Below are 21607 nucleotides of genomic sequence, written 5' to 3' on the forward strand. Positions count from 1 at the left end.
CGCCGGTTTTTCGTCGGTCGACCGACAGGAGGTCCCCCTGGGGCCCGCGAGAGCCGGAGAACGGCGGAGGGCCCGTGGCGCGCATGCGCCGCGGGCCCTCCGCTCAGCCGTCCGGCTCCGGGCTATTCGCCCCGGCGCAGGCTCGGCTTCAGGTCCTTGAAACGGGCCAGCAGGCCGTTCACGAACGCCGGGGAGTCGTCCGTGGAGAACTCCTTGGCCAGCTGCACGGCCTCGTCGATCGCCACGGCGTCCGGGGTCTCGTCGACCCAGATCAGCTCGTAGGCACCCAGCCGCAGGATGTTCCGGTCGACGACCGGCATGCGGTCGAGCTCCCAGTCCACGGCGTAGGTGACGATCAGGTCGTCGATGCGCTTCACCTTGTCGGCGTAGCCCTCGACGAGGTCCATCGTGAAGGCGTTGACCGGCGGCTGCCGGTCGTCCGACCGCGAGTGGCGGATCCAGTCCGCGAGGACCTCGCGCACGGGCACGCCGCGCTGATCGGCCTCGAAGAGGATCTGGAAGGCGCGCTTGCGCGCGTTGCTCCGGGCAGCCACGGTTAGCTGTTCACCCGGCCGAGGTAGGCGCTGGTGCGGGTGTCGACCTTGATCTTCTCGCCGGTGGTGACGAAGAGCGGGACCTGGATCTCGTGGCCGGTCTCCAGCTTGGCGGGCTTGGTGCCGCCGGTGGAGCGGTCGCCCTGGACACCCGGGTCGGTGTGCTCGATGGTCAGCTCGACGGCGGCCGGGAGCTCGACGTAGAGCACCTCGCCCTCGTGCTGGGCCACGGAGGCGGTGAAGCCCTCGATGAGGAAGTTGGCGGCGTCGCCGACGGCCTTGCGGTCGACCATCAGCTGGTCGTAGGTGCTCATGTCCATGAAGACGAAGTAGTCGCCGTCCATGTACGAGAACTGCATGTCACGGCGGTCGATCGTGGCGGTGTCGACCTTCGTGCCGGCGTTGAAGGTCTTGTCGACGACCTTGCCGGAGAGCACGTGCTTGAGCTTGGTGCGCACGAAGGCCGGGCCCTTGCCGGGCTTGACGTGCTGGAACTCGACGACGGACCAGAGCTGGTCACCGTCGAGCTTGAGCACCATGCCGTTCTTGAGGTCGTTCGTGGAAGCCACGGTTGCGGAATCTCCTGCACTGGAAGACCAGGGATGCGCGCACGGTCCGGCGGTACGGACTAGAGCGCGAGCAGCTCCTTGGTCGTAATGGTGAGTAGCTCGGGACCGCCGTCCGCCTCGGGGCGCACGACGAGCGTGTCATCGATCCGGACACCTCCCCGGCCCGGGAGGTGAACCCCCGGCTCGACGGTGACCGGCACGCAAGCGTCCAGTTTACCCATTGCCGTGGGTGCAAGCTGCGGGTCCTCGTCGATTTCGAGACCCACCCCGTGTCCCATCCATCCAGCGAGGGCCTCACCGTGCCCCGCGGAGTCCAGTACGGAACGCGCCGCGTGGTCCACTTCCCGGTACGCGGCGCCGGGCACCAGGGCCTGCCGGCCGGCCCGCTGGGCGGCGAAGACCAGGTCGTACAGCTCGATCTGCCAGTCGGCCGGCGTGGTCCCGATCACGAAGGTGCGGCCGATCTCGCAGCGGTAGCCCCGGTAGTTGGCGCCGAGGCAGACGGAGAGGAAGTCCCCCTCCTCCACCCTCCGGTCGGAGGGCCGGTGCCGGGAGCGGCCCGAGTGCGGGCCGGTGCCCACGGAGGTCGGGAACGCCGGACCGTCCGCGCCGTGGTCCACGAGCCGGCGCTCCAGCTCCAGGGCCAGGTGGCGTTCGGTCCGGCCGACCAGGATCGACTCCAGCAGCTCGCCCAGGGCCTGGTCGGCGATCTCGGCGGCGATCCGCAGGCAGGCGATCTCCTCCTCGTCCTTGACCAGCCGCTGCTGCTCCACCGCCGTGCCCAGATCCGCCAGCCGCAGCCGGGGCGCGACCGAGTGCACGGCCCGGTGCCGGCCGACGGTGAGGTGGTGCTCCTCGACGGCGAGGGAGTCGGCCCGGTTCGCCGCGGCCAGGTCGGCTGCGGCCACCGCCGGATCGGCGCCGGGAGTGGGCAGCACGGAGACCCGCAGCCCCTCGTCGAGCCGCCCCTCTTCCGCCTCGCCGGTGGGCGCCCCGGGGCAGAACAGCACGTCTTCGGCGGGCCCGACCAGCAGGACGGCGCCCAGCGGGGACGCCCCGGCGAGGTAGCGGACGTTCGCCGGACGCGTGACCAGGGCGGCGGAGTTGCCCGCGGCGGCGCAGCGCTCGCGGAGCAGGCCCCTGCGGGCCTCGTACACGTCTGACATGTCTTCGAGCCTACGAGCGCCCCGCGCATCCGGCCCGGCGAGCGCGTCCGGACGGGGCCGGAGCGGGGCCCGCCCGCCGCTGCGGGTGCCCTACCAGCGGGGCGGGCTCGTCAGCGCCCGCGCGAGGGCCTCGTCCAGGGCCCGCGCGGTGCCCTCGACGTCGAGGTGGGTGTTGTCGATGATCGGCAGCCCGGAGCCGTACCAGCCCGCCATCCGGCCGTGGATGCGGGCGACCTCCTCGTCGGAGAGCCGGCGGTTGCCGGAGCGGGCCGCGTTGCGGTCGAGGACGACGTCCAGGCCGGGCAGCAGCACGACCGGCAGCAGGGCGGGGCCCACGTGGCGCTTCCAGCCGCCGAGGCCCACCACGGGCCGGTCCGGGAAGACGGCGTCGTCGAGGATGCAGGAGATCCCGTTCGCCAGGAAGTTGCGGGCGGCGAAGCCGCAGGTGCGGCGGGCCAGGCGGTACTGGGCCTCGGAGTGCTCGTTCCAGCCGGCCTGCGGGTCCGCGAAGCCCGAGCAGACCCATTCGCGGACGTCGTCCAGGCTGATGTGCGCGGTCGGTACCGGGCGGGTCCGCGCCCAGTGCCGGGCCACGGTCGTCTTGCCGGCGCCGGCCGGGCCGATGAGCAGGACGGCGAGCACCGCCCCGCCGGTGCCGGGCGCGGGCGGCCCGGACGCGGGGGCCGCGGCGGGAGGCAGCGGGATGTGCCCCGTCGCGTCGGGGACCGGTGCCACCGGCCAGCCCTGCGCGGGGGATATCGGCGGCTGCGGGGGAACCGCCGGGTGCTGTCCCGGCGGACCCCAGGCCCCCACTCCGTGCTGCATCCGCGCCACTCCGTCTCGTTCAGGCGACTGATGCGAGAACGTTATCTCAGGCCGTGACCTCTTCCGCCAGCGCGCGCAGCGCCAGCCGGTAGGAGCCCAGGCCGAAGCCCGCGACGGTGCCGGTCGCCACGGCCGCGATGACCGAGGTGTGCCGGAACTCCTCCCGGGCGTACGGGTTGGAGATGTGCACCTCGATCAGCGGCGCGGTGCGCTGCGCGGCGGCGTCCCGCATGGCGTACGAGTAGTGCGTGAAGGCGCCCGGGTTGATGACGACCGGGATCTTGCCGTCGGCCGCCTCGTGCAGCCAGCGCACCAGCTCGCCCTCGTCGTTGGTCTCGCGGACCTCCACGTCGAAGCCGAGCTCGGCGCCCAGGGCGGTGCAGCTCTCCACGAGGCCCGCGTACGAGGTGGCCCCGTACACGTCGGGCTCGCGGGACCCGAGCCGGCCCAGGTTCGGGCCGTTCAGGACCAGCACCCGGCGGCTCACGCGGAGACCTCGCCGTACGCCGCGACCAGGTGGGCCGGGTCCGGGCCCTCCAGCACGGTGGGCTTGGCCAGGCCGTCCAGGACGATGAAGCGCAGCAGGTTGCCGCGGGACTTCTTGTCGACCTGCATGGTCTGGAGCAGCTTGGTCCACTGGTCGCCGCGGTAGGTCAGCGGCAGGCCCACCGAGGCCAGTACGGCCTTGTGGCGGTCGGCGGTGGCGTCGTCGAGCCGCCCGGCCAGCCGGCCCAGCTCGGCCGCGAAGACCATGCCGACGGAGACCGCCGCGCCGTGCCGCCACTTGTAGCGCTCGTTCTTCTCGATGGCGTGCGCGAGGGTGTGGCCGTAGTTGAGGATCTCCCGCAGGCCCGACTCCTTCAGGTCGCTGGAGACCACGTCGGCCTTGACCTGGATGGAGCGGACGATCAGCTCGGCGGTGTGCGGGCCGGCGGGCGTGCGGGCCGCCGCCGGGTCCTCCTCGATCAGGTCGAGGATCGCCGGGTCGGCGATGAACCCGGCCTTGATGATCTCGGCGAGACCGCTGACGTAGTCGTTGACCGGCAGCGACTCCAGCGCGGCCAGGTCGCAGAGCACCCCGGCCGGCGGGTGGAAGGCGCCGACGAGGTTCTTGCCCTCGGCGGTGTTGATGCCGGTCTTGCCGCCGACGGCCGCGTCCACCATGGCCAGCACGGTGGTCGGGACGGCGATCCAGCGCACCCCGCGCAGCCAGCCGGCCGCGACGAAGCCCGCCAGGTCGGTGGTGGCGCCGCCGCCCACGCCGACGATGACGTCGGTGCGGGTGAAGTTGGACTGGCCGAGCGCCTTCCAGCAGTACGCGGCGACCTCGACGGTCTTGGCCTCCTCGGCGTTCGGCACCTGGATGGCGACCGCCTCGTAGCCCTGGTCCGCCAGGTCCGCGCGCAGCGCCTCGCCGGTCTCGGCCAGCGCCTCGGGGTGGATCACGGCGACCCGCTGGGCCTTGGGGCCGATCAGGCCGCCGAGCTCGCCGAGCAGCTGCCGGCCGACCAGCACGTCGTACGCGTCGTGTCCGGCGCTGGCGCCGACGTTGATCCGCGTCACCTGGTCTGTCATACGTCCTTCAACTCCAGAGCGTCGAGGACCGCCTGGGCGACCTCTTCGGGGGTGCGGTCGTCGGTGGCCACGACGACGCGCGCGACTTCGGTGTACAGGTGGCGCCTGGCCTCCATCAGCTCGCGCCACTGGCGGCGCGGGTTGACGGCGAGCAGCGGGCGGGCGGCGCCGAGCCCGACCCGGCGCACGGCCTCCTCGACGTCCATCGACAGGTAGGCCACGGGCAGCCCCGCCAGCAGGGCGCGGGTGCCCTCGTCGAGGACGGCGCCGCCGCCGAGGGCGAGGACTCCGGTGTGCTCGGCGACCGCGGCCGCGACGGCCGCGCGCTCCAGCTCGCGGAAGTACGGCTCGCCCTCGTCGACGAAGATGTCGGAGATCTCCCGGCCCTGGGCCGCGACGATGTCCGCGTCGGTGTCCCGGTAGGGGACGCCGAGCCGGCGGGCGAGCACGCCGCCCACCGTGGACTTGCCGGAACCCATGGGGCCGACGAGTACGACCAGGGGGCCGCCCGTCACCGGATCTGCAGGTTGTCGAGGTAGGACCGCACGTTGCGGCGGGTCTCGGCGACCGAGTCGCCGCCGAACTTCTCGACCACGGCGTCGGCCAGGACCAGCGCGACCATGGCCTCGGCGACGATGCCCGCGGCGGGCACGGCGCAGACGTCGGAGCGCTGGTGGTGGGCCACGGCGGCCTCGCCGGTGGCGACGTCGACGGTGGCCAGGGCGCGCGGCACGGTCGCGATGGGCTTCATCGCGGCGCGGACGCGCAGCAGCTCGCCGGTGGTCAGGCCGCCCTCGGTGCCGCCGGCGCGGCCGGAGGTCCGCTTGATGCCCTCGGGGGTGGAGACGATCTCGTCGTGGGCCTTGGAGCCGGGCACGCGGGCCAGCTCGAAGCCGTCGCCGACCTCGACGCCCTTGATGGCCTGGATGCCCATGAGCGCGGCGGCGAGGCGGGCGTCGAGGCGGCGGTCCCAGTGGACGTGGGAGCCGAGGCCGACGGGCACGCCGTACGCGAGGACCTCGACGACGCCGCCGAGGGTGTCGCCGTCCTTGTGGGCCTGGTCGATCTCCGCGACCATCGCCTTCGACGCGTCGGCGTCGAGGCAGCGGACCGGGTCGGCGTCGAGCTTCTCGACGTCGGCGGGGGTCGGGTAGACGCCGTAGGGGGCCTTGGCCGAAGCCAGCTCCACCACGTGCGAGACGATCTCGATGCCCGCGACCTCCTTGACGAAGGAGCGGGCGACGGCGCCGAGGGCGACGCGGGCGGCGGTCTCACGGGCGCTGGCGCGCTCCAGGATCGGCCGGGCCTCGTCGAAGCCGTACTTCTGCATGCCCGCGAGGTCGGCGTGGCCGGGGCGGGGACGGGTCAGCGGCGCGTTGCGGCCGGTCTCCTTGAGCAGCGAGGGGTCGACCGGGTCGGCCGACATGACCGTCTCCCACTTGGGCCACTCGGTGTTGCCGACCATGATCGCGATCGGGGAGCCCTGGGACAGCCCGTGGCGGACGCCGCCGAGGAAGGTGATCTCGTCCTGCTCGAACTTCATGCGGGCACCGCGGCCATAGCCGAGCCGGCGCCTCGCCAGGTGGTCGGCCACCAGCTCGGTGGTGACCGGGACGCCGGCGGGAAGACCCTCCAGCGTCGCGACCAGTGCCGGTCCGTGCGACTCTCCTGCGGTCAGCCAACGCAACCTGCTCAACGATGCTCCTCATGCTCGCGCCTGGCACTGCGACGACCCGTCCGGCTGCGCGGACCGGACGGCCGTACCCGAATCCTCCCACGTCCGGGCCGTCGCGCGGATCTCGGTCCAGCTGACGGACGGCCCGGGCGGCCCGGAGGTACGCGATGGTGCCGGGTACGGCTATCGGCCCCCTACGTGCGGGCGCGTCAGTGGCGGGCGCGCAGGGCCGCCTCGCCGGCGGCCCGCATGGCGGCCAGGGGGCCGGGGGTGCGGCCGGTCATCTGCTCGACCTGGAGCACGGCCTGGTGGACGAGCAGGTCGAGGCCGCCGAGGAGGGTGCCGTCGCGCCCGGACCAGGCGGCGGCCAGGGCGGTGGGCCAGGGGTCGTAGAGGACGTCGAAGAGGGTGCCGGGCGCGTCGGGGACGGCGGCGGCGAGCTCGTCCGTGGCGCCGGCCGGGGTGGTGGCGATGACCAGCGGCGCCTCCAGCGCGCGGGCCGCGTCCGACCAGGCGGCCGTGCGGACGTCGACGCCGAGCCGCTCGCCCCACTGGCGCATCTCGTCGGCGCGGGCGGCCGAGCGGACGTACGCGGTCACCTCGCCGGTGCAGATCCGGGCGAGTGCGGCGAGCGCCGAGGAGGCGGTGGCCCCCGCCCCGAGGATCGCGGCGGCGGGCACCTTCTCGACGCCGCGCGCGTGCAGGGCGGCGATCAGGCCCGGGACGTCGGTGTTGTCGCCGAGGCGGCGGCCGTCCTCGGTGAACACCACCGTGTTGACGGCCTCCACCGAGGCGGCGGTGTCGCTGATCCCGTCGAGCAGCGGGATGACCGCCCGCTTGAGCGGCATGGTCAGCGACAGCCCGGCCCACTCGGGGCCGAGGCCGGCCACGAACGCGGGCAGGGCGGCCTCGTCGATCTCGAACCGGTCGTAGGACCAGTCGTCGAGGCCGAGCTCCCGGTACGCGGCGCGGTGCAGCACCGGTGAGAGGGAGTGCTCGATGGGCGAACCCAGCACCGCGGCCCGTATCCGTGACATGTCCTGCCTACCCGCCGTTCTTCTTCTGCGCCTGGCGCTCCTGGAACTCCGCGACGAGCTTCAGGTGCTCGTCGTAGGTCTTGGTGAAGGTCGTCTTGTTGCCGTCGACCGACACGAAGAACATCCAGCCGCCGTGGTCGGGGTTGAGCGTAGCGCTCACGGCGTCCGTGCCGGGGTTCCCGATCGGGCCGGGCGGCAGCCCCTTCACGAAGTGCGTGTTGTAGGGGTTGTCGAACTTCTGGGCTTCCTTGAGGTTGAAGTTGATCTCGCTCTGGTTCTTGACGTAGTTGTACGTCGAGTCGAACTCGATCTTCTGGTTCGTGACGTCGTTGGTCTTCTTGAGGCGGTTGTAGACCACCTCGGACATCTTGCGGAAGTCGTCGTGGTTCTTGCCCTCGGCGTTGACGAGGCTGGCGACGGTGATCACCTGGAGCGGGTTCTCCAGGTTCAGCTCCTTGGCCTTGGCCTCGACGCCCATCTCCGCGTACTTGTCCGCCGCGCTCTTGACCATCTGACGGAGCAGCGACTCGGGCGTGCTCTCCTTCTTCAGGTCGTAGCGCGCGGGGAGCAGGAAGCCTTCCAGCGGGTCGATGATCTTGGGGTTGTTGCCGGCCCAGGCCGGCAGGCCGAGGTTCTTGGACTCGCGCAGGGCGACGTCCTTCGTGGTGCCGTCCGGCTTGCCGAGCTTCTTGTCGATCGCCTCGTAGATCTTGGAGTTGCGCCAGCCCTCGCCGATGGTGATGACGTTCAGCTTGGTGGGGTCGATCATCACCGCGACCGCGGCGGCCGCCGACATCTTCTTCTTCAGCGGGTAGACGCCCGGCTGGATCGACTGGCCCCCGGGCTTGGCCTTGGCCGCGTCGACGAACGCCTGCGCACTGGCGACCACGCCGGCCTGCTTGAGGATGCGGCCCATCTGGCCGAGGCCGGCGTCCTTGGGGATCTCGACCTCGACGATCTCCTCGGTGCCCTCACCGGCGAAGTCCTCGGCCGGGGCGAAGCGGTCGTGGAGGTAGTTGTAGCCGTAGTAGCCGCCACCGCCGACCACACCGATGATCACGACGGCGGCGATCAGGCAGGCGGTGCCGCCGCGCTTCTTCTGTTTACCGCCCTTGCCGCCCTTGGCGCGGCCGCCGGCCCGGCGCCCGCGCGACTCGTCGCCGTCGTCGGAGCCGCCGCCGGCGGGCAGGAGCGCCTCTTCGGGCTCCTCCTCCAGCGGCTCCTCGACCGGTTCCGGTTCCAGGTGGCGCAGGCCGGGCGGCTGCGGCGGCGGGTAGGCCTCGGCCGTGGTGTACAGGTCGGGGGTCTCGCCGGGGTAGGCCGCGACGGTCTGCTGCGCGTACGGGTCCGCGCCGGCGTACGGGTCGACCTGTACGGCCGCGGCCGCGTACTGGCCCTGGCCGGTGTCCCAGCCCTGGCCGTTGCTCCCGCCCTCGTACAGGGGCTGGGGGGCCAGGGGCTGAGGGGCCATCTGCTGGGCGGCCATCTGCTGCGCGGCCACCTGCTGCTGGGCCATCTGCTCGTACTGGAGCTGCTGCGCGTAGGCCTGCTCGTCGTACTGCTGCGGATACTGGCCCGCGAACTGCTGCTGGTACTGCGGCTCCTGCGGGTACTGCTGCTGAAGGTCCCCGCCGTAGGGCACCTGCGCCTGCTGCGTCTGGTGCGCGGTCCACCCCTGGTCCCCGTAGAGGGGGTCCTGGGGGTTCCACGGTTCGGAGCCGTGGCCCCGGCCATAGTCAGTCATCGGTCCCCTAGAGCCGCGAGACGAAGCCCGCGGCTTCTGTCGGCCGCGGCACCCGGTTCCGCCTCTTTGGTGGTGAGCGACGGCTGTTCGAATGCCGTCTCATCGCGCGGAACGTTACCGTATCGCGATCAGACAACCACTTCGACGCACTCACCGGGCGGATTACCTGATACCCGTTCGGTCTCAAGAGCGTTCTGGAGGATAACCACAGCGGCCGCCTGGTCGATGACCGACCTGCCCTTCTTGGCGTTCCGGCCGGAGGCCCGCAGGCCCTGGGCGGCGGTGACCGTGGTCATCCGCTCGTCCACCAGCCGGACCGTCACCGGCTTGATGCCCTTGGCCAGTTCGTTCGCGAATGCGCGCACCTTGGCCGCGGCCGGCCCCTCCCGCCCGCTGAGCGAGCGGGGGAGGCCGACCACGACTTCGAGGGGCTCGTACTCCTCGACGAGCTGCCGCAGCCGCCGGTGGGCGAAGGGGATGTCCCGGCCCGGGACGGTCTCCACCGGCGTGGCGAGCACCCCGTCGGGGTCGCAGGACGCGACCCCGATCCGGGCGTCCCCGACGTCGATGGCCAGTCGGCGGCCGCGGCGCAGAGTCATCGTCAGGCCGTCTCTGCCACGAGGCGCTCGACGGCGGCGATGGCCTCGGGCACGGCGCCCGGGTTCTGGCCGCCGCCCTGGGCCACGTCCGGCTTGCCGCCACCGCCGCCGCCGAGGGTCTTGGCGGCGGTGCGGACCAGGTCGCCGGCCTTGAGGCCGCGCTCGCGGGCCGCCTCGTTGGTGGCGATGACGGTCAGCGGGCGGTCGTTCGCCACGGTGAACAGCGCGACGACGGCCGGGCGGTCGCCCTGGATGCGGCCGCGGACGTCGAGGACCAGCTTGCGCAGGTCGTCGGCGCCCGTGCCGTCCGGCACCTGGCCGACGACGAGGGCGACGCCGCGGATGTCCTGGGCGTTCGAGGCGAGACCGGCGGCGGCCTGGAGGACCTTCTCCGCGCGGAACTTCTCGATCTCCTTCTCGGCGTCCTTCAGCTTGCCGAGCATGGAGGCGATCTTCTCCGGCAGCTCCTCGGGACGGCCCTTGACCAGCTCCTGGAGCTGGGCGACGACCGTGTGCTCCTTGGCGAGGAAGTTGTACGCGTCCACGCCGACGAGGGCCTCGACGCGGCGCACGCCGGAGCCGATGGAGGACTCGCCGAGCAGCTTCACCAGGCCGAGCTGGGAGGTGTTGCCGACGTGCGTGCCGCCGCACAGCTCCTTGGAGAAGTCGCCGATGGTGACGACGCGGACCCGCTCGCCGTACTTCTCGCCGAACTCGGCGATGGCGCCCTGCTTCTTCGCCTCGTCGATGCTCATGACCTCGGCGGTGACGTCGAGCTCGCGGGAGAGCACGTCGTTGATCTTCTGCTCGACGTCGGTGAGGACCGTGCCGGGGACGGCGTTCGGCGAACCGAAGTCGAAGCGGAAGCGGCCGGGGCTGTTCTCGGAGCCGGCCTGGGCGGCCGTCGGGCCGAGGGCGTCGCGCAGCGCCTGGTGGGTCAGGTGGGTGGCCGAGTGGGCGCGGGCGATGGCCCGGCGGCGCTTGACGTCGATGGCGGCGTACGCGGAGGCGCCCACCGTCACCTCGCCGACCTGGACGGAGCCCTTGTGGACGGAGACGCCCGGGACGGGCTGCTGGACGTCGCGGACCTCGATGACGGCACCGGTGTCGAGCTTGATGCGGCCCTGGTCGGCGAGCTGGCCGCCGCCCTCGGCGTAGAAGGGGGTGCGGTCGAGGACGACCTCGACCTCGTCGCCCTCGGAGGCGGCGGGCGCGGAGACGCCGTTGACCAGGAGGCCGACGATGGTGGACTCGCCCTGGTTGGTGGCGTAGCCGGTGAACTCGGTGGCGCCGGAGCCGTCGGCGATCTCCCGGTAGGCCGACATGTCGGCGTGGCCGGTCTTCTTGGCCTTGGCGTCGGCCTTGGCGCGGTCGCGCTGCTCCTGCATCAGGCGGCGGAAGCCGGGCTCGTCCACGGACAGGCCCTGCTCGGCGGCCATCTCCAGGGTGAGGTCGATCGGGAAGCCCCAGGTGTCGTGGAGCAGGAACGCCTTGTCACCGGAGAGGACCGTGCCGCCGGCGGCCTTGGTCTCGGTCACGGCGGTGTCGAGGATGTTGGTGCCGCCCTTGACGGCCTTCAGGAAGGCGGCCTCTTCGGCGAGGGCGACGGTCTCGATGCGCTTGCGGTCGGTGATCAGCTCGGGGTACTGCTGCCCCATCGTGTCGATCACGACGTCGATCAGGTCCTGGACGACCGGCCCGGTGGCGCCCATGAGGCGCATGTTGCGGATGGCGCGGCGCATGATGCGGCGCAGCACGTAGCCGCGGCCCTCGTTGCCGGGGGTGACGCCGTCACCGATGAGCATGACGGAGGTTCGCATGTGGTCGGCGACCACGCGCATCGACACGTCGCTGCCCTTGGCCGCGCCGTAGCGGACTCCGGTCAGCTCGGTGGCCTTCTCCATGACCACGCGCAGGGTGTCGGTCTCGTACATGTTCTGCACGCCCTGCAGGATCATCGCGAGGCGTTCGAGGCCGAGACCGGTGTCGATGTTCTTGGAGGGCAGGTCGCCGAGGATCGGGAAGTCCTCCTTGCCCTCGCCGGCGCCGCGCTCGTACTGCATGAAGACCAGGTTCCAGATCTCCACGTACCGCTCGTCGTTGACGGCCGGGCCGCCCTCGACGCCGAACTCGGGGCCGCGGTCGTAGTTGATCTCGGAGCAGGGGCCGCAGGGGCCGGGGACGCCCATGGACCAGAAGTTGTCCTTCTTGCCCAGGCGCTGGATGCGCTCGGCGGGGACGCCGATCACGTCGCGCCAGATCGTCTCGGCCTCGTCGTCGTCGAGGTAGACGGTGATCCAGAGCTTCTCGGGCTCCAGGCCGTAGCCGCCGTCCGCCACGGAGCTGGTGAGCAGCTCCCAGGCGTACTTGATGGCGCCTTCCTTGAAGTAGTCCCCGAAGGAGAAGTTGCCGCACATCTGGAAGAACGTGCCGTGGCGGGTGGTCTTGCCGACCTCTTCGATGTCCGGCGTACGGACGCACTTCTGCACGCTGGTGGCCCGGGGGGCCGGGGGCTTGGTCTCGCCGAGGAAGTACGGCTTGAACGGGACCATGCCCGCGTTGACCAGCAGCAGAGTCGGGTCGTCCGCGATGAGCGACGCCGAAGGGACAACGGTGTGACCGCGCTCCTCGAAGAAGCTCAGCCAGCGGCGGCGGATTTCAGCCGACTCCATCAGTGGTCCTCATTCCGGTTGGACGTAACCGCCGAGCGATCAGGGCGGTGGGTGTTCTGGTCGTTCTGGTGGTACTCGATGGCCCGCAGCCGCCGCGGCCCGGGGAGGGCGGTGACGTTGTCGGGCCGGTCGGGGTCATGGCGCAACCCCAGTGCGTCGTTCAGCTCGTCCTCGCGCTGCGTCATTCCCGCCTTGACGTCGAGGGCGAAGTCCTTGAGGCGGTGCCCGGCCTCCACGGCCTTGTCGGCGGCCTGGGCGGCGAGGCTCTCCGGGGTCAGCTTCTTCAGCTGGCGGTTGACCTTGGTGGTGGCCCACACGCCGGCGGCGGCGCCTGCGGTGAACCAGAAGGCTCGGCGGAACATCGGCGGTCTCAGCCCTTCTGCTTCCGGCGCCGGGCCGGCGGCACCGTACGGCCGACGATCACGGTTCGCCGGGTGGTCTTCTGCGGGGCGTCCTCGGTGCGGCCCAGCGCCTTGCGCACGCCGTAGCCGAAGGCCGCGACCTTGACCAGGGGGCCGCCGAAGGTGGAGGCAACGGTGGAGGACAGCGCGGAGGCGTTGGAGGTGACCTCCTGGACGTCGCTCGCGATGGCGTCGACCCGGTCGAGCTGGGTGCGCGCGGAGCGGACGGTCGTGGAGGCGTCCGCCAGCAGCGGGACCGCCTGCTCGGTGACGTCGGCCACGAGCTTGGTGGTCGCGCGGAGCACCTGCGCGAGCCGGACCAGCACCACGGCGAGGAAGGACACCAGGATGGCCCAGAAAACGGCCACGAGGATGCCGGCCACCTCTCCACCGGACACGTTGCACCGCTCCCTGATCTGCTTGCCTACGGTTTCGCTACGGATCCACTGCGGATCTGCTGCGGATCTGCTGCGGAGAAAAGTCTCCCTCCGACCCTATCGCGCCGGAGATCCGCCGCAGTACCGGAATTCCCGGGTCCGGTGCACGCCCCCGCGGACCCGCCTTGTACGGGGCGCCGGAACAGTACTCTCCGTGTCCCATGCGACAGCGACCCACCCGACGTGCCCCGTCGGGCAATCTTCCCTCGGAGCTGAGTTCCCTCGTCGGGCGGGGTGCCGAACTCGCCGGGGTGGCGCGGCTCCTGGAGTCCTCCCGGCTGGTCACCGTGACCGGGGTGGGTGGGGTGGGGAAGTCCCGGCTGGCGCTGGCCGCGGCCCGGGCGGCCGCCGAGGAGCTCCAGGACCGCCACCGCGACGGCGTCTGGCTGGCCGAGCTGTCCTGCCTGCGCGATCCCGCGCTGCTGGAGTTCACCCTGGCCGAGGCGCTCCACCTCACGGACCACACGGTCCGCCCGCCCCGCACGGTGCTGGCCGAGCACCTGGCCGGACGCCGGCTCCTGCTGGTCCTCGACGGGTACGAGCAGCTGGCCGACGAGACGGCCTGCCTGCTGCGCGAGCTGCTGCTCCGCTCCCCCGGCCTGCGGGTGCTCGCGGCCGGCCGGTGCCCGCTCGGCCTGGACGGGGAGGTGCTGTTCCCGCTGGCCCCGCCCGCCCCCGCCGAGGCCCTGGCCCTGCTGGCCGAACGGGCCGCGGCCGCCGACCCGGCCTTCGCGGTGACGGCGGCGAACCGGCCCGCGCTGACCGAGCTGTGCGCCCGGCTCGACGGGATCCCGCTGGCCCTGGAGCTGGCCGCCGCCCGGCTGCGGATGCTGTCCCCGGAGCAGGTGCTGGCGCGGCTGGAGGACAGGTTCGCGCTGCTGACCGGCGGTGCGCGCGGGGCGCTGCCCCGGCACCGGGCGCTGCGGACGGCGATCGGGTGGAGCCACGAGCTGTGCACCCCGGAGCAGCGGCTGCTGTGGGCGCGGCTGTCGGTGTTCGCCGGGCGGTTCGACCTGGACGCCGCCGAGTACGTGTGCGCGGGCCCCGACCTGCCGGCGGACGGGGTGCTCGACCTGGTCGGGGAGCTGCTCGCGCAGTCGGTGCTGGCCCGGGAGGAGACGCCGGCGGGGGTGCGCTACCGGATGCTGGAGACCGTACGGCTGTACGGGGCGGGGTGGCTGGAGTCGCTGGGTGACGCCGGGCGGCTGCGGCGGCGGCACCGGGACTGGTACGTCGGGCTGGCCACGTGGTGCGAGCTGGACTGGTTCAGCCCGCGCCAGCAGGAGGTGGCCGCGCTGGTGGAGGTGGAGCTGGCGAACCTGCGCCTGGCCCTGGAGTGCTGCCTGGAGGAGCCCGGGGAGCAGCACCTGGGGCAGTACCTGGCGGGCACCCTGTGGTTCTACTGGGCGGGCTGCGGCCGGCTCACCGAGGGCCGGCACTGGCTGGCCCGCAGTCTGGAGCCCGCGGCCGAGCAGTCCGAGCAGGCCGGCGAGAGCGGCGAGGGCGGCGGGGCCGAGGAGTACGAGGGCTCGCGGCTGAAGGCGCTGTGGGTGCTGGGGTACGTGGCGGCGCTCCAGGGTGACGCGGTGGCCTCGACGGGGGCGCTGCACGAGTGCCGGGACGGCGCGGAGCGGACGGGCAACCGGGTGGCGGCCGCGTACGCCGTGCACCGGCTGGGGTGTCTGGCGCTGGTCTCGGACGAGATGCTCCGGGCCGCCGAGCTGCTGGGCGAGGCGCTGGGGCGCTACCGGGAGACCGGGGAGCTGAACAGCAACGTGCTGATGTGCCAGGTGGAGCTGGCGATGGCGCTGGCCTTCCAGGGCGATCTCGCGGGCGCGGTCTCGCTGTGCGAGGAGGTCCGGGACATCTGCGTGGAGCGCGGGGAACGCTGGACCAGGGCGTACGCCCTGTACGTGCTGGCGTACGCGGCCCTGACCGCGGGGGAGCCGGCGCGGGCCCGGCTGCTGCTCACCGAGTGCGTGACGGTGAACCACACCTTCCGGGACCTGGTGGGGCTGGTGCTTGCGGTGGAGCTGCTGGCACTGGTCACGGTCACCGAGGGGGCGGCCGCCGAAGCGGCGGTGCTCCAGGGCGCGGCGGAGCCGATGTGGGACGGGGTGGGGCTGCGGCTGTTCGGGTCGGAGTACTTCAACGCGCCCCGGCTGGCCTGCCAGGAGCGGGCCGGGCAGGTGCTGGGCCCGGAACTGTACGCGGCGCACGCGGCCGAGGGGCGGCAGCTGACGGTGGAGGCGCTGGTGCGGCGCGCGCAGTGGGTTCCCGGGCCGCGCCCGGCAACGCGAAGGCCCGCCGCCCCCCGGAGGGGACGGCGGGCCGATACCAGCCTGTGAGGGCTACGGCCGCTGGATCAGCGGGCGTAGTACTCGACGACGAGCTGCTCGTCGCAGATGACCGGGATCTCCTTGCGGTTCGGGTCGCGGTCGAGGCGGAAGGCCAGGGCCTTCAGGTTGACCTGCAGGTAACGCGGGGTCTCACCCTCACCGGCGTAGCCACCCTCGCGGGCAACCTGGAAGGGGTGCTTCTCGCGGCTGCGCTCGCGGACCGTGATGACGTCGTCGGGACGCACGCGGAACGACGGCTTGTCGACCTTGCCACCGTTGACCTCGATGTGGCCGTGGACGACCATCTGGCGGGCCTGGTAGATGGTGCGGGCGATGCCGGCACGCAGGACCAGGGCGTCCAGACGACGCTCGAGCTCGACGACCAGCGCCTCGCCCGTCTTGCCCTCGGCCTTCTTCGCGCGGTCGTACGCGCGGGCCATCTGGCGCTCGGAGATGTCGTACTGGGCGCGCAGACGCTGCTTCTCGAGCAGACGGACCTTGTAGTCCGAGTTCTGCTTGCGGCCACGGCCGTGCTCGCCCGGCGGGTAGGGGCGGGCCTCGAAGTACTTGACGGCCTTCGGCGTCAGGGCGATGCCGAGGGCACGAGACTTCTTGACCTTGGGTCGCTTCTGGTTCACGGGGAACCTACCTCCATGTAAGTTAGGTGAGGCTTACCTTATCGAGGAGGACGTAATGTCTCGACCACATGGGATCCCCCTGCCCAGTGCGCGCCGCAGTTCGGATTTCAACGAAACGAAATCCGCTTTCGACGACGATAAGCAAGGTCAGCCGCGTCCCAGGGAAGGCGTTCGGCAGCTCACCGGAGCCGAACGCGTACGAACCCTCGTAGAGTCCAACGCCTCAGTATCCCTCACGTTGCCGGGTGCTTCTGACCAGGCCGAGTGGTGGACAGGGGTGCCGGCCGCGCGGACCGTCACCCCGGACGGGGACGTGATCCTCCTGGTATCAGGGGAATCCGCGGCTGCCAGGGCTGCCGCTCACGCCCAGGACGACGACCTCACCGCCGTGATCGAGATCACGGATGTGGCGCCGGTGTCCGTGCCCCATCGTATCCGAGCCCGCGCCCGTCTCACCGGGTGGCTGACCCCGGTCCGCGGCGACGACCGCGCGGTCTGCGCGGCGCTGCTCGCGGAGCGGCACCCGGTGGGCGAGCTGCTGGGCCTGACCGAGTCGCAGGACCCGCCGTACACCGGGCGCCCGGCCTGGACGATGCTGCGCCTGGAGGTCGGCGAGATCACGCTGGACGACCTCTGGGGCGCCGAGCAGGTGGACCCCGACGAGCTGGCGGGGGCCGAGCCCGACCCGCTCGCCGCCCACGAGACGGAGCTGCTCCAGCACCTCGCCTCCGCCCACGCCGAGCGCGTCGCCGACCTGTGCGGGCTGCTCGGCTCCCGGGAGGCGGCCGGCCTGACCGCCGTCCCGCTGGCCCTGGACCGGCTCGGGCTGCGCGTGCGCTTCACCGCGGGCCCGGGCCGGACCTCCCCCTCCTTCGACGCCCGTTTCGACTTTCCGCAGCCGGTGGCGGACGTCTGCGGCCTGCGCCGGGCCATGCGCGCCCTGTTCGCCGCCGCCGCGCGCTGAGCAGCCCTCACGCGGTTCCCGCGGCGGGGCCGACCTCAGCCCCGCCGGCGTTTGAGGCGCGGGGTCCGGGGCGGAGCCCCGGGGAACGGAGGAAGGGCGGGGCGGGGAGCAGCGCCGCGGGCACCCGCACCCGGGCACCCGGCACGCGGCCCCGGCAGGGTCAGGCGCCGCCGCGCAGCCGCTCGCGGACCTTGTCCACCACGTCCGCGTACCGCGCCTCCGCCCCGTACCGCGTCGGTTCGTAGTACCGCTTGCCGTGGATCTCGTCCGGCGCGTACTGCTGCGCGGCGATCGCGCCCGGCACGTCGTGCGGGTAGACGTACCCCACCGCGTGCCCCAGCTTCGCCGCGCCCTTGTAGTGCCCGTCCCGCAGGTGCGCCGGTACCGCGCCCGCGAGCCCCGCACGGACGTCGGCCAGCGCCGCACCGATCGCGGTCGTGGCGGTGTTGGACTTCGGGGGCCAGCGCCAGCGCGATGGTCGCGTGCGACAGGGGTCAGCGCGGCCTCCGGGAAGCCGATCATCGCCACCGCCTGGGCGGCCGCCACGGCCAGCGGCAGGGCCGTCGGGTCCGCCAGGCCGATGTCCTCGCTCGCGGAGATCATCAGGCGCCGCGCGATGAACCGGGGGTCCTCGCCGGCCTCGATCATCCGGGCCAGGTAGTGCAGCGCGGCGTCCACGTCCGAGCCCCGGATCGACTTGATCAGGGCGCTCGCCACGTCGTAGTGCTGGTCGCCGTCCTTGTCGTAGCGGACCGCCGCCCGGTCGACGGCCTCCTCCAGGGTCTGGAGGGTGATCTCCTCCTCGCCCTTGGCGATGGCCGAGCCGGCCCCCGCCTCCAGCGCGGTCAGCGCCCGGCGGGCGTCGCCGCCGGCGATGCGCAGCAGGTGCGCCTCGGCGTCGGCGGGCAGGGACACCGCCCCGCCCAGACCCCGCTCCTCCGTGAGGGCGCGCCGCATCAGGGCGCGCAGGTCCTCGTCGGTCAGCGGCTCCAGGGTGAGGAGCAGCGAACGCGACAGCAGCGGGGAGATGATCGAGAAGTACGGGTTCTCCGTGGTCGCCGCGATCAGGGTGACCCAGCGGTTCTCCACGGCGGGCAGCAGCGAGTCCTGCTGCGCCTTGCTGAAGCGGTGGATCTCGTCGAGGAAGAGGACGGTCTCCTTGCCGTAGCCGCCGGCGGCGCGCTTGGCGCCCTCGATGACGGCCCGGACCTCCTTGACGCCGGCGGTGATCGCGGAGAGCTCGACGAACCGCTTCCGGGTGGCCTGGCTGACCACGTACGCGAGGGTGGTCTTGCCGATGCCGGGCGGTCCCCAGAGGATCACCGAGGAGGCCCCGGCCGGTCCCCCGGCGCCCTCTCCCACCAGCCGGCGCAGCGGCGAGCCCGGCTTCAGCAGGTGCTGCTGGCCGACGACCTCGTCCAGGTTGCGCGGGCGCATGCGGACGGCGAGCGGGGAGCTCGCGGGGTCCTTCTCCCGGCGGTCCTCGGCTGCGGCGGTGAAGAGATCTGGTTCCACACCGGAAGCCTAAGCGAGGCCACTGACAACGCGGCGGCCCTCGGCGGGCCTCAGGAGGTCCAGAAGTCCCACCAGCGGGTCAGGATCAGCATGCCGATGATCCCGATGTGCAGGACCGGCAGCACCCAGGTGAACTCGTCCAGGAAGCCGCGCAGCCAGCCGGGGGCGGGCAGCAGGCCCTGGCGCACGTTGTGCGAGGTGACGTACCAGAACATCAGGATGGTGGCGACCCACGCCAGGCAGCACCACAGGCAGAGCGAGTTGATGTTGTACAGGGACTGGTACGTCAGCCAGGCGCAGAACCCGACGCCGAAGAGGGTGCCGGCGTTGAGCATCAGCCAGTACCAGCGGCCGAACCGGGCCCCGGCCAGCAGGCTCATGCCGACGCAGATCACGATGCCGTAGGCGACCAGGCCGAGCATCGGGTTGGGGAAGCCGAAGACGGCCGCCTGCTCGCTCTTCATGATGTTGCCGCAGGAGACGACCGGGTTCAGGGAGCAGCCCGGGACGAAGTTCGGGTCCTCCAGCAGCTTGAACTTGTCGATGGTGATCACCCACGCGGCCAGCAGGCCCGCTGCTCCGGTGATGACCAGCAGCAGGGCCAGCGCCCGGCTCCCGCCGAAGGTCCGCGCAGCGGTGTCCGCGCCAGCGCCTGTTGTCGTCATCCCGATCCCGCCCGCTCCGCTTCCGCAAGGTCATCAAGCAGGGGCCATTGTGCCGTACGGCGGCGGGCGCCATCCGTTCGCGGGAGATAAGGACGGCCCGGAGACACCCCGGGCGACGGCCCGGAAAACGCCGGGGGCGGGGCGGGGAGGATTCCCCCGCCCCGCCCCCGGCGGACGGCTCGGACGTCAGGCCAGACGGGCCCGGACCTCGGCGACCAGGTCGGCGACGGCCACGGCGGCCTGCTCGCCGGACTCCATGTCCTTGAGCTGGACGACGCCCTCGGCGAGGTCGCGGTCGCCCGCGACGATGGCGAGGCGTGCACCGCTGCGGTTGGCGTCCTTCATGGCGCCCTTGAGGCCCTTTCCACCGTAGGACATGTCGGCCGCGACTCCGGCCCGGCGCAGCTCGGTCACCAGTCCGAAGACGGCCGGCTTGGCCTCGCCCAGCGCGACCGCGAACACCGCCGTCGAGGCCGGGATGTCCAGCTCGACGCCCTCCGCTTCGAGGGCGAGGACGGTGCGGTCCACGCCGAGCGCCCAGCCGACCGACGGCAGCGCCGGTCCGCCGATCATCTCGGACAGGCCGTCGTAGCGGCCGCCGCCGCCGACCGCGGACTGCGAGCCCAGGCCGTCGTGGACGAACTCGAAGGTGGTGCGGGTGTAGTAGTCGAGGCCGCGCACGAGCTTCTCGTCGTCCTCGAAGGCGACCCCGGCGGCCGTGACCAGGGCCCGGACCTCCTCGTGGTACGCCTTGCACGCGTCGCACAGGTAGTCGCGCAGCACCGGCGCGCCGACCAGCTGCTTCTGCACCTCGGGCCGCTTGTCGTCGAGGACGCGCAGCGGGTTGATCTCGGCCCGGCGGACGGTCTCCTCGTCGAGGTCGAGGCCGCGCAGGAAGCCCTGGAGCGCCTCCCGGTACACCGGGCGGCACTCCTTGTCGCCGAGCGAGTTCAGCAGGATGCGGAAGTTGCGCAGGCCCAGCGAGCGGTACGCCTGGTCGGCGAGGATGATCAGCTCGGCGTCCAGGGCCGGGTCCTCGGCGCCGATGGCCTCGGCACCGACCTGCGAGAAGTGGCGGTAGCGGCCCTTCTGCGGCTTCTCGTAGCGGTAGTACGAGCCCGAGTACCAGAGCTTGACCGGCAGGTTGCCCTTCTTGTGCAGGCTCGACTCCAGGGCCGCGCGCAGCACGGAGGCCGTGCCCTCGGGGCGCAGGGCCAGCTGGTCGCCGCCCTTGGTGGTGAAGGCGTACATCTCCTTGGAGACGATGTCGGTGGACTCGCCGACACCGCGGGCGAAGAGGCCGACGTCCTCGAAGCCCGGGGTCTCGATGTAGCCGTAGCCGGAGTTCCGCAGGGGCGCGGAGATGGCCTCGCGCACCGCCAGGTACGTCACGGAGACCGGCGGGATCAGGTCGTACGTGCCCTTGGGGGCCTGAAAAGTAGCCACGAAACTCTCGTCACATTCCTCGTCGTGGGGCGGCGGTGCCGTCCCCCAGGCCGGCGGCGACTTCCCGCAGGTACGGGTTGGTCGCGCGCTCGCGGCCGATGGTGGTCTGGGGACCGTGGCCGGACAGCACCACGGTCGAGTCGTCCAGCGGCAGGCACACGCGGGCCAGCGACCGGAGCATCTCGGCGTGGGAGCCGCCGGGCAGGTCGGTGCGTCCGATGGAGCCGGCGAACAGCAGGTCGCCCGAGAAGAAGACGGGCGGGACGTCCGCCTGCTCGGGCGTCCTGAAGGTCACCGACCCCTTGGTATGCCCGGGCGCGTGCGCCACCGAGAACTCCATCCCGGCCAGCTTCAGGGCGGCGCCGTCGGTGAGCTCGCGGACGTCGTCCGGCTCGCCCACGGTCAGCTCCCCCATGAGCGGCATGCCGATGGAGCGGCCGAGCGCCTTCTCCGGGTCGCTCATCATGTAGCGGTCCTCGGGGTGGATCCAGGCCGGTACGTCGTGTGCTCCGCACACCGGGACCACCGAGGCCACATGATCGATGTGGCCGTGGGTGAGGACGACGGCGACGGGCTTGAGACGGTGCTTCTTCAACGTCTCCTCGACGCCCTGGGCGGCCTGGTGGCCCGGGTCGATGATCACGCACTCCTCACCGGCGGCGGGGGCGACCAGGTAGCAGTTGGTGCCCCAGGCCCCGGCGGGGAATCCGGCAATCAGCACGTTCGTCCTCAATCGTCGTCCGGTGGGAGGCAGCGGATCGGAATCTGCTGCTCAGAGCCTACCGG

At 72.3% G+C, this 21607-nt stretch carries 20 protein-coding genes and 1 pseudogene; 2 read left to right on the forward strand and 19 right to left on the reverse strand.

Annotation, left to right across the window (positions count from 1 at the left end; all coding sequences use genetic code 11):
- Positions 1-122 precede the first annotated feature (122 nt).
- The 14 genes from nusB to SSNG_RS06670 all read right to left on the reverse strand — a co-directional run bounded on the left by nusB (position 123) and on the right by SSNG_RS06670 (position 13215).
- On the reverse strand, positions 123-554 hold the full coding sequence (gene nusB, locus SSNG_RS06605; protein WP_007263033.1) for a transcription antitermination factor NusB: 432 nt from the start codon (positions 552-554) through the stop codon (positions 123-125).
- 2 nt (positions 555-556) lie between these two features.
- Entirely contained in the window at positions 557-1123 is a 567-nt protein-coding gene (gene efp, locus SSNG_RS06610) for an elongation factor P (RefSeq protein ID WP_007263034.1), read from the reverse strand.
- Between the two features lie 59 nt (positions 1124-1182).
- A complete protein-coding gene (locus SSNG_RS06615; protein ID WP_007263035.1) occupies positions 1183-2289 on the reverse strand; it encodes an aminopeptidase P family protein in 1107 nt (368 codons plus the stop codon).
- Positions 2290-2379: 90 nt separating this feature from the next.
- Entirely contained in the window at positions 2380-3114 is a 735-nt protein-coding gene (locus SSNG_RS06620) for an AAA family ATPase (RefSeq protein WP_128636885.1), read from the reverse strand.
- A gap of 46 nt (positions 3115-3160) precedes the next feature.
- On the reverse strand, positions 3161-3601 hold the full coding sequence (aroQ, locus tag SSNG_RS06625; RefSeq protein ID WP_007263037.1) for a type II 3-dehydroquinate dehydratase: 441 nt from the start codon (positions 3599-3601) through the stop codon (positions 3161-3163).
- Positions 3598-4689, reverse strand: a complete 1092-nt coding sequence (aroB, locus tag SSNG_RS06630; RefSeq protein ID WP_007263038.1) for a 3-dehydroquinate synthase — start codon at positions 4687-4689, stop codon at positions 3598-3600. Before aroB ends, aroQ begins: the two co-directional genes overlap by 4 nt.
- Positions 4686-5204 (reverse strand): shikimate kinase, encoded by a 519-nt coding sequence (locus tag SSNG_RS06635; RefSeq protein WP_007263039.1) that lies wholly within the window; start codon positions 5202-5204, stop codon positions 4686-4688. The genes aroB and SSNG_RS06635 overlap by 4 nt, the downstream gene beginning before the upstream one ends.
- The gene (aroC, locus tag SSNG_RS06640) at positions 5201-6385 is read right to left on the reverse strand and encodes a chorismate synthase (RefSeq protein ID WP_007263040.1); all 1185 of its coding nucleotides are present in this window, start codon (positions 6383-6385) and stop codon (positions 5201-5203) included. The genes SSNG_RS06635 and aroC overlap by 4 nt, the downstream gene beginning before the upstream one ends.
- A gap of 188 nt (positions 6386-6573) precedes the next feature.
- The gene (locus tag SSNG_RS06645; RefSeq protein WP_007263041.1) at positions 6574-7401 is read right to left on the reverse strand and encodes a shikimate dehydrogenase; all 828 of its coding nucleotides are present in this window, start codon (positions 7399-7401) and stop codon (positions 6574-6576) included.
- A 7-nt stretch (positions 7402-7408) separates the two neighbouring features.
- On the reverse strand, positions 7409-9145 hold the full coding sequence (gene mltG / locus SSNG_RS06650) for an endolytic transglycosylase MltG (RefSeq protein ID WP_007263042.1): 1737 nt from the start codon (positions 9143-9145) through the stop codon (positions 7409-7411).
- A 128-nt stretch (positions 9146-9273) separates the two neighbouring features.
- The gene (ruvX, locus tag SSNG_RS06655; protein ID WP_030028999.1) at positions 9274-9744 is read right to left on the reverse strand and encodes a Holliday junction resolvase RuvX; all 471 of its coding nucleotides are present in this window, start codon (positions 9742-9744) and stop codon (positions 9274-9276) included.
- A 2-nt stretch (positions 9745-9746) separates the two neighbouring features.
- Positions 9747-12416, reverse strand: coding sequence for an alanine--tRNA ligase (gene alaS / locus SSNG_RS06660; RefSeq protein ID WP_007263044.1), 2670 nt, complete (start codon positions 12414-12416; stop codon positions 9747-9749).
- Positions 12416-12778 carry a DUF6167 family protein gene (locus SSNG_RS06665; RefSeq protein ID WP_007263045.1) on the reverse strand — a complete coding sequence of 121 codons (363 nt, stop codon included), beginning with the start codon at positions 12776-12778 and terminating at the stop codon, positions 12416-12418. Before SSNG_RS06665 ends, alaS begins: the two co-directional genes overlap by 1 nt.
- An 8-nt stretch (positions 12779-12786) precedes the next feature.
- Positions 12787-13215, reverse strand: coding sequence for a DUF948 domain-containing protein (locus SSNG_RS06670; protein WP_007263046.1), 429 nt, complete (start codon positions 13213-13215; stop codon positions 12787-12789).
- Between the two features lie 200 nt (positions 13216-13415).
- Between SSNG_RS06670 and SSNG_RS06675 the strand changes: the two genes are divergently transcribed.
- Complete coding sequence (locus tag SSNG_RS06675; protein WP_050779565.1) at positions 13416-15602, forward strand: hypothetical protein; 2187 nt, start codon at positions 13416-13418, stop codon at positions 15600-15602.
- 17 nt (positions 15603-15619) lie between these two features.
- Here the strand turns inward: SSNG_RS06675 and rpsD are convergent, their stop codons facing one another.
- On the reverse strand, positions 15620-16231 hold the full coding sequence (gene rpsD / locus SSNG_RS06680; protein ID WP_007263048.1) for a 30S ribosomal protein S4: 612 nt from the start codon (positions 16229-16231) through the stop codon (positions 15620-15622).
- A 55-nt stretch (positions 16232-16286) separates the two neighbouring features.
- On the opposite strand from rpsD, the gene SSNG_RS06685 reads away from it, so the two are divergent.
- Positions 16287-17195, forward strand: a complete 909-nt coding sequence (locus SSNG_RS06685; protein WP_007263049.1) for a DUF2470 domain-containing protein — start codon at positions 16287-16289, stop codon at positions 17193-17195.
- A 160-nt stretch (positions 17196-17355) separates the two neighbouring features.
- Here the strand turns inward: SSNG_RS06685 and SSNG_RS06690 are convergent.
- The 4 genes and pseudogenes from SSNG_RS06690 to SSNG_RS06705 all read right to left on the reverse strand — a co-directional run bounded on the left by SSNG_RS06690 (position 17356) and on the right by SSNG_RS06705 (position 21542).
- Positions 17356-18710, reverse strand: a pseudogene (locus SSNG_RS06690) (replication-associated recombination protein A).
- A 50-nt stretch (positions 18711-18760) separates the two neighbouring features.
- The gene (locus tag SSNG_RS06695) at positions 18761-19375 is read right to left on the reverse strand and encodes a vitamin K epoxide reductase family protein (RefSeq protein ID WP_007263051.1); all 615 of its coding nucleotides are present in this window, start codon (positions 19373-19375) and stop codon (positions 18761-18763) included.
- A gap of 186 nt (positions 19376-19561) precedes the next feature.
- Entirely contained in the window at positions 19562-20821 is a 1260-nt protein-coding gene (gene hisS / locus SSNG_RS06700) for a histidine--tRNA ligase (RefSeq protein ID WP_007263052.1), read from the reverse strand.
- A 10-nt stretch (positions 20822-20831) separates the two neighbouring features.
- Positions 20832-21542 (reverse strand): MBL fold metallo-hydrolase, encoded by a 711-nt coding sequence (locus SSNG_RS06705; protein WP_007263053.1) that lies wholly within the window; start codon positions 21540-21542, stop codon positions 20832-20834.
- Positions 21543-21607: the final 65 nt, after the last annotated feature.

Origin of the sequence: Streptomyces sp. C (genome assembly GCF_000158895.1) — a bacterium.
In the GTDB taxonomy this organism is placed as follows: Bacteria; Actinomycetota; Actinomycetes; order Streptomycetales; family Streptomycetaceae; genus Streptomyces; species Streptomyces racemochromogenes.